The sequence below is a fragment of the Bradyrhizobium sp. 76 genome (assembly GCF_023073025.1).
Lineage (GTDB): Bacteria > Pseudomonadota > Alphaproteobacteria > Rhizobiales > Xanthobacteraceae > Bradyrhizobium.
Genome location: NZ_JADPIS010000090.1, coordinates 1,097,418 through 1,109,583 on the forward strand (window position 1 = coordinate 1,097,418; position 12,166 = coordinate 1,109,583).

Here is a 12,166-nt window from a genome sequence, read left to right on the forward strand (position 1 = left end):
GCCGCCGTCGTCAAGCAGTTCACTGCGAATACGAAAGCTGATCTTCCGTGACGACTCGCTCGATTTTCTCCGACTTGCACTTGATGCGGTATCGGAGACGTCCATCGGACTCGATGGGCATATGCTGGACGATGGTGTAAATCATCGGCGGGTCAGTTGCGGCACGTCCTTGTGGGCCTTGGGGCTGGTGGCGAACGTCTTCATTCAGCTTGTACGCATACGACATATATCTACCTCGAATTCACAGTGGCTCTGACGCGGGGTCAGTCGGTGTATCCCTGGCGGGACAGGCGCTTGGTCAAGCGGAAGAGGTGACCACAGTTTCATGCGGTCAAACCGCGTCCTAAGTCAGTCGTTCTCTTGCTTGACCGGTGCAGACAGACAATCGCCCAGAGCGGAGCGGCGATGGTTGCACCATACGCCATATTTTCGAACTTTGGTCGTAATTTCCGAGCGGTTTAGGGCATTCTGTGAGCCTACGGGCCCTCTTATCGAGGGGAACTGACAACTTCCTCGCCGGATTGAGCTGGTATTTCAGCTTTGGGGTAGCTCTGCCGACAATCGCCCTAGTCCCTTTCGGACAACTTTGTCGCATTCCGCAATCCTGCATCCTCGGCCCTCGGCTCGCCCGCTTCTCAAACGACCCGCGATTCGCCATGGTGCCGCCGAAAGAGCATCACCCGGAGCACTATCAATGTCGGACAAGGTCTCGCGCCGCCAGTTCGCCACGCTGGCGGGATTGTCCGCAGCCGGAATCGCCAATCCTCTTGAAGTCGCGGACGCCAAGCCCGCATCGCCGCCGCGGAGCGTGGACGGCTTTCCGGCGGGCTTTGTCTGGGGCACGGCGACCTCGTCCTATCAGGTCGAGGGCGCGGTCAACGAGGACGGGCGAGGGGCCTCGATCTGGGACAAGTTCGTCCGCATCCCCGGCAAGATCGAGGACGGCAGCACCGGCGACCGCGCCAACGAGCACTATCACCGCTACAAGGAAGACATCGCGCTCATCAGGGAGCTCGGCTGCAAGGCCTATCGCTTCTCGGTGGCCTGGCCGCGGCTGTTTCCGGACGGCGATGGCAAACCCAACCCGAAGGGGCTCGACTTCTACAACCGCCTGGTCGACGAACTCCTCAAGAACGGCATCGAGCCGTGGCTGACGCTCTATCATTGGGACCTGCCGCAATCGCTCCAGGACCGGTTTGGCGGCTGGCGCTCGACGGAGACCTGCAAGATTTTCGGTGATTACGCGGCCTATGTCGCCGAGCATCTGACTGATCGCGTCAAGAACGTGTTCACACTGAACGAGAGCGGTCGCTTCGTCCATTTCGGCTACGGTATCGGCATCGACGCGCCCGGGGTGACGCTGCCGCAAGCCGAGGTCAACCAGATCAGGCACAACAGCGCGCTCGCGCACGGGCTCGCGGTGCAGGCGGTGCGCGCCCATGGCCGCCGCGGCACCAGGGTAGGGCCGGCCGAGAACATCGATGCATGCGCCCCCGCGATCGACACGCCGGAGAACGTCCGTGCCGCCGAGATCGCGCTGCGCGAGATGAACGCCGGCTATCTCAACGTCATCATGACGGGCCAGTACACCGACGCCTTCCTGAAGTTCGCCGGGCGCGACGCGCCGAAATACACCGATGCGGAGCTGAAGATCATCTCTTCGCCCGTCGATTTCCTCGGCCTCAACATCTACGCGCCGCAGAACTATGTGGTGGCGTCCGACCAGGGCGCGGGCTTCATGCCGCTGCCGATCCCGAAATCGTTCCCGCACATGAGTTCGGACTGGCTGCGCGTCGGACCCGAGACGATCTACTGGGTGCCGAAGCTGGCGGCGAAGATATGGAAGACGGACGCGATCTATATCAGCGAGAACGGCACCTCCGGCGACGACGTCGTGACGCCCGATGGCAAGATCTACGACACCGACCGCATCATGTATCTGCGCAACTACCTCGCTCAGCTCCAGCGCGCCACCGCCGAAGGCGTGCCGGTGCGCGGCTACTTCCTCTGGAGCCTGATGGACAATTTTGAATGGGTGTTCGGGCTCAACAAGCGCTTTGGGCTCTACCACGTCAATTTCGACACGCAGGTGCGTACGCCAAAACTCAGTGCCAGCTTCTATCGCAACGTGATCGCGAAGAACGCGGCGGGGGCGTGATTGCTCTCCCTCCCCCCGTTCTTGCGGAGGCGCGACGAGCTTGGCTTGCGCTGAGAGGGTGGGGTGAGGCGGTTCCGCCGACGCGCATTGACTCCCTTCGCACCTTGATTCAAAACGCCTCCAAGAATTCAAAAAGAGGATAACGCCAATGACCGACGCACTCATCATCGATGCCTGCCGGACCCCACGGGGCGTCGGCAAGGCCGGCAAGGGCGCACTCTCGGGCATTCATCCACAGCAGCTGGGAGCAACCGTGCTGCGCGCGCTCGCGACGCGCACCGGCATCGACACCGCCGATGTCGACGACATCATCTGGGGCTGCAGCGCGCAGGTCGCAACGCAAGGCGGCGATCTCGGCCGCATGTCGGCGCTGGACGCCGGCTACGACGTGCGCGCGAGTGCCGTGACGCTCGACCGCTTCTGCGGCTCCGGCATCACCAGCGTCAACATGGCCGCAAGCTCGATCATGGCGGGCGCGGAAGATCTCGTCGTCGCCGGCGGCTGCGAGATGATGTCGATGGAAGGACGTCGCGGCGGCGGCCCGATGATGATGGACAACGGCAATCTGCGCCTGCGTGCGCGGCATCCGCAGTCGCATCAGGGCGTCTGCGCCGACGCGATCGCGACCATGGAAGGCATCACGCGAAGGGACGTGGACGCGCTCGGCCTCGAAAGCCAGAAGCGCGCAGCCTTTGCGATCGCGAACGGCCACTTCAAGAAGAGTCTCGTGCCGGTGCATCGCGAGGACGGCAGCCTCGCGCTCGACCATGAAGAATATCCGCGGCCGCAGACCACGATGGAAGGGTTGAGCGCGTTGAAGCCCGCATTCCCCGCGGTCGCCGACTATGCGCTCGACGACAAGGGCACGACCTATCGCGGCCTGATCCTGCAGAAGTACCCCGAGCTCGAGATCGACTTCATGCACCACGCCGGCAACTCGTCCGGCGTGGTCGACGGCGCGGCTGCGATCCTGCTGGCGTCGCCAGCTTATGCCAAGGCGCATGGCCTGAAGCCGCGCGCGCGCGTGGTCGCGATGGCCAACATGGGGGACTCGCCGACCTTGATGCTGAACGCGCCGGTGCCGGCGACGCGCAAGGTGCTGGCGAAGGCGGGGCTGACCGTGGACGACATCGACCTGTTCGAGATCAACGAGGCCTTTGCCGTGGTTGCGGAAAAATACATCCGCGACCTCAAGCTCGACCGCGCCAGGGTCAACGTCAATGGCGGCTCGATCGCACTCGGCCATCCCATCGGCGCCACCGGCTCGATCCTGATCGGCACCGTGCTCGACGAGCTCGAACGGCGCGACTTGAAGCGCGGTCTCGTCACCATGTGCGCGGCCGGTGGCATGGCCCCGGCCGTCATCATCGAACGTATCTAGCGCGAGCGAAGCTCGTCGGGCTCCTTAGAAATAAGGGAAAGAAAGTACCCGCGATCGCCGCATCACGACGGTCTAGCCTTATTTTCCAGGGTGAATCGCGACCGGCCTTTCACAAAGAGGCCGGTCGTCGCTTGTCGAAAGCATCGAATCAGCTTTAGCAAGGCTGCGTGCGGGCCTTTGAAACAAGGTAAAATCCGCTGCCTGAGGCTTCTCCCGCTCCGGAAGTGGCTAAAAAGCAGGGTTTTTGCCACAGAGGGCCAAAAAAGCCCGTAAAACCCCGACAAAACTGTGCAGAAGGCTATAGGCCTTCACCGGTTGGTCTAATATGCAGCCGTCAACGAATCAGAGGAGACACGATGGCCACCCAAATGTCGAAATCGCAGCTGATCGAAAAGATCGCGACCACCACCGAGCTTTCCAAGCGTGACGTCAAGAGCGTCATGGAGACGCTGACCGACGTCGGTCACAAGGAGCTCAAGAAGAACGGCCTGTTCCTGGTGCCGGGCTTCGCCAAGTTCGTGGTCATCAAGAAGCCCGCGACCAAGGCGCGCAAGGGCACCAACCCGTTCACGGGCGAAGAGATGATGTTCAAGGCCAAGCCGGCCCGGAAGATCGTTCGCGCCCGCCCGGTCAAGGCCGCCAAGGACGCCGTCGGCTAACAACGCAAAGGCCCCCTCGAGCGAGGGGGCCTTTTGTTTGGGGCTGTCGCGAGGGCTTGAGACGGAGGGCTCAACCCTTGCGGCGCTTCGCGCGGACCGGGATCGGCTGAAGCCGCGGTCCTGATGCCGCCAGCGCATCGCGAACCCCGTCGATGGCGCGATCAAGCAACTGGCGCAGCCGTTGCGTTGTCCGCGATCGCTTCGCTCTTTCCAGCAGTTTTTTCATCGCATTCACTCCGCCGCTTCGACCTTGGCCTCGATCTTGGCCTCGGCCGGCTCAAGCGCCGCGGCGATGGCTTCGTCGACGCGCTCCAGCCAGATGAATTCGAGGTTGTCCCGCGCGCTCTTTGGGATGTCGTCGTAGTCCCGCTTGTTGCGCGCCGGCAGCATCACCCGCTTCAGGCCCGCGGCCGCGGCCGCCACCACCTTCTCCTTGATGCCACCGACCGGCAGCACCAGGCCGCGCAGCGAGATCTCGCCGGTCATGGCGGTGTCGCTGCGCACCGTGCGGTTGGTGAGCAGGGACGTCAGCGCCGTGAACATCGCAACGCCCGCGCTCGGCCCGTCCTTCGGGGTCGCGCCTGCGGGCACGTGAACGTGGATGTCGCTCTTTTCGAACAGCTGCGGATCGATGCCGAGCTGCGTGGCCTTGCTCTTCACCAGCGTCATCGCAGCCTGCACGCTCTCGCGCATGACCTCGCCGAGCTGGCCGGTCAGGATCATCCCGCCGCGACCGGATACCCGCGAGGCCTCGATGAACAGGATGTCGCCACCGACCGGCGTCCAGGCAAGGCCGGTGGCCACGCCTGGGATGCTGGTGCGCTGCGCGATCTCGCCTTCGAAGCGCGGCTGGCCGAGCACGGTGCCGATATCCTTCGGCGCCACGACGACCTTGGCAGCCGTGCCTTCGGCGACCTGCACGGCAGCATGGCGGAACAGCTTGCCGATCTCGCGCTCGAGGTTACGCACGCCGGCTTCGCGGGTGTAGCCCTTGACCACCAGCTGCAGCGCCTCCGGCTCGATCTCCGCTTGCTCCGGCGTCAAGCCATTGGCCTCGAGCTGCCGCCGCACCAGATAGCGCTTCGCGATCTCCAGCTTCTCTTCCTGGGTGTAGCCGGTGAGGCTGATCAGCTCCATGCGATCCAGCAACGGACCCGGGATCTGGTCCAGCATGTTGGCGGTCGCGATGAACACCACGCGCGACAGGTCGAAGGGCACGCCCAGGTAATTGTCCCGGAACGTCCCGTTCTGCTCGGGGTCGAGCACCTCCAGCATCGCTGCGGAAGGATCGCCCTGCACGCCGCGGCCCATCTTGTCGATCTCGTCCAGCATCATGACGCAGTTCCGGGTGCCGGCCTTCTTGATGCCCTGGATGATGTTGCCGGGCAGCGCGCCAATATAGGTGCGCCGATGGCCGCGGATCTCGGCCTCGTCATGCACGCCGCCGAGGCTGACACGCACGAAGGGACGATCCATCGCGCGTGCGATGGATTGGCCGAGCGAGGTCTTGCCGACGCCGGGCGGTCCGACGAAGCACAGGATCGGCGCCTTGCCCTGCGGCGCCAGCTTGCGCACCGCCAGATATTCGATGATCCGGCTCTTGATCTTCTCCAGGCCAAAGTGATCGGCATCGAGGATGCGGCGCGCTTCCTTGATGTCGATCGGCTTCTCCGCGGGCAGCGCCCACGGCAGCTCGATCAGCCAGTCCAGGTAAGTGCGGACCATGCCAGCTTCCCCAGCGGCCTCCGGCATGCGCTCGTAGCGGCGCAGCTCCTTCTTCGCATGCGCGTCGGCCTCGGGCGGCATGTTGGCCTTGGCGATGGCAGCGGTCAGCTCTGCGACCTCGGCCGCCTTGCCGTCGCCTTCGCCGAGCTGGCGCTGGATGGTCGCCATCTGCTCGCGCAGGATCGCTTCGCGCTGCCGCTCGTCGAAGCTGGCGCGGGTCTGCTGGCCGATCTCGTTGCTGATGCGCAGCACCTCCAGCCGTTCGGCCAGATGCTTCGACACCTTCTCGACACGCAGCGCGAGGTCGATGGTCTCCAGCACCTCCTGCTTGTCCTGCGGCTTGATGTCCATGAACGAGGTCGCCAGGTCCGCGAGCGCGCCGGGCGCGGTGGTGCCCTGGAACATCGCGATCAGCTCGGGCGGCGCCTGCGGCAGCAGCTCGATCGCCTCGATGGCTTGGCGCTGCAGGTTCAGCCCGCGGGCCTCGATCTCGGGCGTGCTCGTGGTCGGCTCCGGAATCTGCTGGATGCGCGCGGCCGGGAACGGCGTCCCGGGCAGAAAGTCGAGAATGCGCGCGCGCTGCACGCCCTGGCAGACGATGTGATGGGTGCCGTCGGGCGCGGTGATGTAGCGCACGATGTTAGCGATGGTCGCGACCCGATAGAGGTCGTCCGGTCCGGGCTCCTCGGTCTCGGGGCTGCGTTGCAGGACGATGCCGACCGGCCGCTGCTCGCGCAGCGCCTGTTGCGCGGCGGCGACCGACTTCGGCCGCGCGATCGCGATCGGCGCGATGGCGCCGGGGAACAGCACCATCTCGCGCACGGGAATGATGATCAGCGCGTCTTCGGGAATCTTCACGTCGGAATTGCTCTGGGGATTGGTCGGTGCGGTATTCATTGGTTCGGTGGCCATGATCGACCTCAGGATTTGGCGAGGCGCAGCGCGACGCAGCCGTCCATCACGAAGCGGCTGATGGCGTAGCGACCAACGGGCAGTGCAATGCGGCGCTCAAAACGCCCCTGCGGCAGCTCAAGCCGGTGGATGCGGGCGTTGCGAAGCTCCGGCGGAAGGGTGCGCTGGCCGGAGATGACGAGCACGCCGTCATGGATGACAGTCTCGACATTGTCGGGATTGACGCCGGGAAGCGCGACCAGGATCAGGAGCTCATGCTCGGTTTCGAGCACGTCGATCGGAGGCTCCCAGCAGGCTTCCTGGCGGCCGAACTGCTGGCGCAGCCGTTCGGCGCGGGTCAGCGAGTCCAGGGCTTCGGACAGCATCCAGTCGAGGGGATTTTTGGGTTGCATGATGCAGGCTCGGCGGTGGGGAACGCTGAATATGGGGCCGGTTCCCAAGAATTCCAGCCCGGCGGCGCGGAGGTGCCATGCGGATCGTGCGATCCGAAAAAGACAAGCGCCGCGGCCTTCCGGACCGCGGCGCTCCGTTGTCACGCGATGTGCGGCTCAGGCCGCCTGGCGGTATTCCTCTTCCGCCTCCAGGTTGATCACGGAGGTGGCGAGCTCGGTCAGCGCGTGATCGGTAGCCTCTTCTTCGTCCAGAGTCGCCTGCAGCAGCCTTGCGGCGTCTTGCATGCCGAGTTCCTCGGCCCAAGTGCGCAAGGTGCCGTAGCGGGAGATCTCGTAGTGCTCAACCGCCTGCGCCGCTGCGAGCAGGCCGGCGTCGAGCGCAGGCGCGTTCTTGAACTCCTTCATGATCTCGGCGCCTTCGTCGGTGATGCCGTTGATCGCTTCGCAAGGCTTGCCGCGGGCCGGCTTGCCTAGCATTTTGAAGATCTGGTCCAGACGTTTGACCTGGCCCTGGGTCTCGCGCAGATGCTTGTTGAAAGCCGCCGCGAGCTCCTTCGAGTTGGCAGCCTTGGCCATCTTGGGCAAGGTCTTGATGATCTTGTTCTCGGCGAAATAGATGTCCTTGAGCGTTTCCAGGAATAGGTCGCTCAACATCTTCGGCGCCTGACGGGCGCGGCCCGTCGACGATTTCTTGGTTGTGCGCTTCTTTGCTTTCTTGGCCATACATCCTCCTCTTGAGGTGACACGCGAAGGCATCGCCTTCCGCAATCCTCAGGCGATCAAAAGCTTTCGGAGAACGAAAGTTCCAAACGGCAACCTGCGCTCAGGTCGGACGCTTGTAGGGATCTTCCTGCCGCTGCCGCGCCTCGGTGTTGCGGTCGAGCTGCGCGCGCTCGCGGCGCCGCAGGCGCCCCGCCTTCGCCACGCCGTAGACGAGGACCGCACCGAGCACGAAGGCTCCGATGAACCAGAGCCAGAGCAGGTTGCCCGAAAGCTGGCCCAGCAACATTCCAATTCCACTGTCGCTCATTGTGCATCTCCGGTGATTTTCAAAGCGGTTCTGTCGGGCTAAGTCACTCCGCCAGCCATCGTTCCTGCGTCCAGGGAGCCCACCGAGACATGATCGACTTCACCTTATCTGCGTTCGTGACGCTGCTGCTCGTGGTCGATCCCGTGGGCCTTGCGCCGGCCTTCCTTGCCGCGACCGGAGGTATGCCCGACAAGACCAAGCGCACCATCGCGCTACGCGCGCCGCTGATTGCGGCGTCGATCCTGGTGGTGATCGCCCTGATCGGAAACTAGCTGCTGCGCCAGCTCGGGATCGGCATCCCCGCCTTCCAGATCGCCGGCGGACTGCTGCTGTTCGGCGTGTCCTACCAGATGATCTTCGGCGACCGTCCGCATCGCGAGGCTCGCGAGGCCGACAAGGCAAGCTCCGAACATGCCTCCGACGTCGCGGTATTCCCGCTGGCGATCCCGATGATGGCCGGTCCCGGCGCGATCGCGACCACGCTGCTCCTGACGGGCGATGCCGGCTACGGTCCGAGGCTCGCGATCATCATCGCGGTCGTGCTCTCGGTGTGCCTGCTCTGCACGCTCTGTTTTATCTTCGCGAACATGATCGCGCGGAGCCTTGGACGCACCGGCAACGCCGTCCTCTCGCGCGTGCTCGGGATGCTGCTCGCGGCCTATTCGGTGCAGTTCGTGATCAATGGGATCGCAGCGGTCCGGGCGAGCTTGCCGTAGAGCTGCGACAATCTGTTAATGCGTTGATTTTCATGTTTATTTCATGATGCCACGCGGCGGCTGGCGGGCTCGCGCGCGATCCGGCCCGCTTTCTCTTGCGCTGCCATATTGCTTGACGTACTCCCCGTCTGACAGGCGCCCATCGTCAGGAAATCGAGATGTCGATGACAGCGGACGAGCTCGACAAGAGACAGGCCATCATCGGCGCCTGCCGCCGCATGAACGCGCTCGGCATCAACCAGGGCACCTCGGGCAATATCAGCGTCCGGCATGTGGACGGGCTTCTGGTGACCCCGACCAGCGTGCCCTACGACGCCATGACGCCGGACCAGATCGTGTTCATGACGATGGATGGCTCGCACGCGCCCGCTCAGAAGCCGTCCAGCGAGTGGCGCTTCCACCTCGACATCCTGAAAGCCCGGCCAGACGTCAACGCCGTCGTCCACGCCCATCCGACCTATTGCACCATCCTGGCGATCATGGGCCTGGAGATCCCGCCCGTGCACTACATGATCGCGGCCGCCGGCGGCGACAGCATCCGCTGCGCGCCCTATGCCACCTTCGGAACGATGGAGCTGTCCGAGCATGCCGTTCGGGCCCTGGAAGGCCGCCTTGCCTGCCTGCTCGACCATCACGGCATGATCGCGATCGGGAAGTCGCTGGACAAGGCGATGTGGCTCGCCGTCGAGGTCGAGACGCTGGCGCGGCAATATCACGGCTGTCTCCAGATCGGAGAGCCGCCGCTGCTGTCGAGCGCCGAGATCGAGCGGGTCCGCCAACGCATGTCCGGCTACGGCATGTCGGAAGGGTAGGGCGGACAGAAAGTGTTCCTGCGGATCAGACATCTCGCCGACCGCAAGGGGACGAACCGCGTCATGGTTCGGCTGCGGGCGCTGCTGCGCAGCAACGAATTCTATCTGATCCCGCTGGCGCTGGTGATCGGCACGCTTGCCGGCGCCATCGTGACGCTGATGGCCGAGATTGCGCAGATTGCCCATATGGTGATCTACGGCATTCCCATCGACGTCCGCCTGTCCGCCAATACCAGCGTCAGTCCCTGGGCCGCGCTGATTGCGCCCGCGCTGGGTGGATTGGCGCTCGGTATCATGGAGTGGTGGCGGCGACGGCTCAAGCTCTCCAGTGCGGTCGATCCGATCGAGGCGAACGCGCTGCGTGGCGGCAATCTGTCGATGCGCGACAGCGTGGTGGTGTCGAGCCAGACCTTGATCTCGAACGGTTGCGGCGCCTCAGTCGGCCTCGAGGCCGGCTATACCCAGATCGGCTCGGGCATCGCCTCGCTGCTCGGCAAGTTCTTCAATCTGCGACGCAACGATCTGCGCCTGATCGTCGGCTGCGGCGCCGCTGCGGCGATCGCGGCGGCCTTCGGTGCGCCGATCACCGGGGCCTTCTACGCCTGCGAACTCATCGTCGGCGTCTATTCTGTCGGCAGCGCCGCGCCGATCCTCGCAGCCTCGCTCGCCGGTGCGCTGACCGCGCAATGGCTCGGCGGCGCGCCATACTCGCTCGAAATACCCAAGGTCAGCGCCGTCGGCGTCGAGCAATATCTGGCGCTGATCGGGCTCGCGCTCGTCACCAGCGGCGTCGGCATCGCCGTGATGCGCTCGTCCTCGATGTTCGAGCGCCTGTTCAAATGGCTGCCGGTCTGGCTGCGCCCGGTGATCGGCGGTCTCATCGTCGGCGGCTTTGCGATTGTCACGCCGCAGGTGCTGGCGGCCGGCCACGGCGCGATGGTGCTCGATCTCTTTCACGACATGACGATCGGCCTGATCGCGCTGATCATCGCCTTGAAGGTGACGGCCTGCCTGATCTCGCTCGCCTCCGGCTTCCGCGGCGGGCTGTTCTTTGCCTCGCTGTTCGTTGGGAGCCTGATCGGAAAGTTCTTTGCCGCGGTGCTGGTCTTGATCAGCCCGAACTTCGTGATCGATCCGCTGGTCGCGATGCTGACGGGCATGGCGACGCTCGGCGTCGCCATCGTCGGCGGTCCCTTGACCATGTCGTTCCTCGTGCTCGAGATGACCCGCAACGTCGACGTCACCGCCGTGGTGCTCGCCGGCTGCATCGTCACCTCGATCTGCGTCCGCTTCATGTTCGGACACTCCTTCTCGACCTGGCGCCTGCATCTGCGCGGCGAGACCATCCGTAGCGCCAACGACGTCGGCTGGCTGCGTAACCTCACCGTCGAGCGGCTGATGCGCTCCGATGTCGGCAAGGTGCCGTCGACCACGACGATCGCCGCGGTCCGCCGCGAATTCGCGCTGGGCTCGCGCCCCGGGATCGTCATCGTCAACAATGCGGACGAATATGTCGGCCTCGTCCTGCTGCCCGACCTGTTCTCCGGCGACCTCGACAGCATCGCCGACGAGATCCAGGTGATCGAGCTCGCGCGCCTGACCGAGATCGTGCTGATCCCGGAAATGAACGTGAAGTCGGCGATGGCGGTGTTCGACGAGGCGGAGGCCGAGATGCTGGCGGTGGTCGATTCCACCGACAGCCGCAAGGTGGTCGGCTTCCTCACTGAGACCTTCGTCCGGCGCCGCTATGTCGAGGAGATCGACAAGGCGACGCGCGGCGTGCTCGGGGCGCTGTCGTAAGGTCATGCGGAAGCGGGACGGCGTGCATCATGCGCCGCCGTCCGCGCCCGCTATCAGCCCGATTGGGAGGGAACGGCAACGACGCTAGCCACGATCCGGCGGACCAGCGGCAGCACCATCAGCAGCGTCGGAAACGCGACGAGCCATGACAGCGCCCAGGCGCCCGGCCAGGTCGCGAGAAACGCCGGCGTTGCGCCGAGGCTTCGAAGCGTGGAAATGACCGACACCACGGCCGTCATGAGGATGGACAGCACGAATGGCATCACGATCGGCGCATAGCGCGCCGGCAGTTTGCGAACCGCAATCATCTGATTTCTCTTTGGAATAGGACGCGTCAGTCACGGTGAACCCAAAAATGGCATCGATCCCGACGACGTCGGTTGATGCGTTGGTTCACGTAAAACGCTTACGGCGACCGAAAAACGGTGCGTCCGTTCATTATCCGCTCATGTTGGATGGTTCAAGCTGGATCTGGACGTTCGGTTTACAATCGTTCAAAGCGTGGCAGATTGCCGCGATCACGAAACCATTTCAGTGGTTTGTGCATTAAGTCTTGTTTGATTATGTCGCTTTGAGCGAGA

11 protein-coding genes and 1 pseudogene are annotated in these 12,166 nt (G+C 64.2%); 6 read left to right on the plus strand and 6 right to left on the minus strand.

The annotated features are described in order from the left end of the window. Window positions 1-694: 694 nt before the first annotated feature. From IVB48_RS21890 to IVB48_RS21900, 3 genes are all read left to right on the plus strand, one after another. On the plus strand, window positions 695-2,158 hold the full coding sequence (locus IVB48_RS21890) for a GH1 family beta-glucosidase (RefSeq protein ID WP_247402791.1): 1,464 nt from the start codon (window positions 695-697) through the stop codon (window positions 2,156-2,158). A 148-nt stretch (window positions 2,159-2,306) separates the two neighbouring features. After that, entirely contained in the window at window positions 2,307-3,539 is a 1,233-nt protein-coding gene (locus IVB48_RS21895; protein WP_027566569.1) for an acetyl-CoA C-acetyltransferase, read from the plus strand. 356 nt (window positions 3,540-3,895) lie between these two features. Continuing rightward, window positions 3,896-4,198 carry an HU family DNA-binding protein gene (locus tag IVB48_RS21900; protein ID WP_007601427.1) on the plus strand — a complete coding sequence of 101 codons (303 nt, stop codon included), beginning with the start codon at window positions 3,896-3,898 and terminating at the stop codon, window positions 4,196-4,198. Window positions 4,199-4,268: 70 nt separating this feature from the next. Here IVB48_RS21900 and IVB48_RS21905 read toward each other — a convergent pair whose 3' ends face one another. From IVB48_RS21905 to IVB48_RS21925, 5 genes are all read right to left on the minus strand, one after another. Continuing rightward, window positions 4,269-4,424, minus strand: a complete 156-nt coding sequence (locus IVB48_RS21905; RefSeq protein ID WP_167552295.1) for a hypothetical protein — start codon at window positions 4,422-4,424, stop codon at window positions 4,269-4,271. A 5-nt stretch (window positions 4,425-4,429) separates the two neighbouring features. Further along, entirely contained in the window at window positions 4,430-6,835 is a 2,406-nt protein-coding gene (gene lon / locus IVB48_RS21910; protein ID WP_247402793.1) for an endopeptidase La, read from the minus strand. 8 nt (window positions 6,836-6,843) lie between these two features. Next, window positions 6,844-7,227 (minus strand): Hsp20/alpha crystallin family protein, encoded by a 384-nt coding sequence (locus IVB48_RS21915; protein WP_007601432.1) that lies wholly within the window; start codon window positions 7,225-7,227, stop codon window positions 6,844-6,846. A 156-nt stretch (window positions 7,228-7,383) separates the two neighbouring features. Beyond that, a complete protein-coding gene (locus IVB48_RS21920; protein ID WP_027566571.1) occupies window positions 7,384-7,950 on the minus strand; it encodes a ferritin-like domain-containing protein in 567 nt (188 codons plus the stop codon). A gap of 100 nt (window positions 7,951-8,050) precedes the next feature. Continuing rightward, window positions 8,051-8,257, minus strand: a complete 207-nt coding sequence (locus IVB48_RS21925) for a hypothetical protein (protein ID WP_247402795.1) — start codon at window positions 8,255-8,257, stop codon at window positions 8,051-8,053. An 89-nt stretch (window positions 8,258-8,346) separates the two neighbouring features. Between IVB48_RS21925 and IVB48_RS21930 the strand changes: the two are divergent. From IVB48_RS21930 to IVB48_RS21940, 3 genes and pseudogenes are all read left to right on the plus strand, one after another. Beyond that, window positions 8,347-8,973 (plus strand): annotated as a pseudogene (locus tag IVB48_RS21930) (MarC family protein). Between the two features lie 158 nt (window positions 8,974-9,131). Next, window positions 9,132-9,785 carry an L-fuculose-phosphate aldolase gene (locus IVB48_RS21935; protein ID WP_247290558.1) on the plus strand — a complete coding sequence of 218 codons (654 nt, stop codon included), beginning with the start codon at window positions 9,132-9,134 and terminating at the stop codon, window positions 9,783-9,785. 12 nt (window positions 9,786-9,797) lie between these two features. After that, window positions 9,798-11,585, plus strand: coding sequence for a chloride channel protein (locus tag IVB48_RS21940; protein WP_247290556.1), 1,788 nt, complete (start codon window positions 9,798-9,800; stop codon window positions 11,583-11,585). A 53-nt stretch (window positions 11,586-11,638) separates the two neighbouring features. Here the strand turns inward: IVB48_RS21940 and IVB48_RS21945 are convergent, their stop codons facing one another. Beyond that, window positions 11,639-11,893: a DUF2798 domain-containing protein gene (locus tag IVB48_RS21945; RefSeq protein WP_247402798.1), complete on the minus strand. Its 255-nt coding sequence runs from the start codon at window positions 11,891-11,893 to the stop codon at window positions 11,639-11,641. Window positions 11,894-12,166 lie beyond the last annotated feature (273 nt).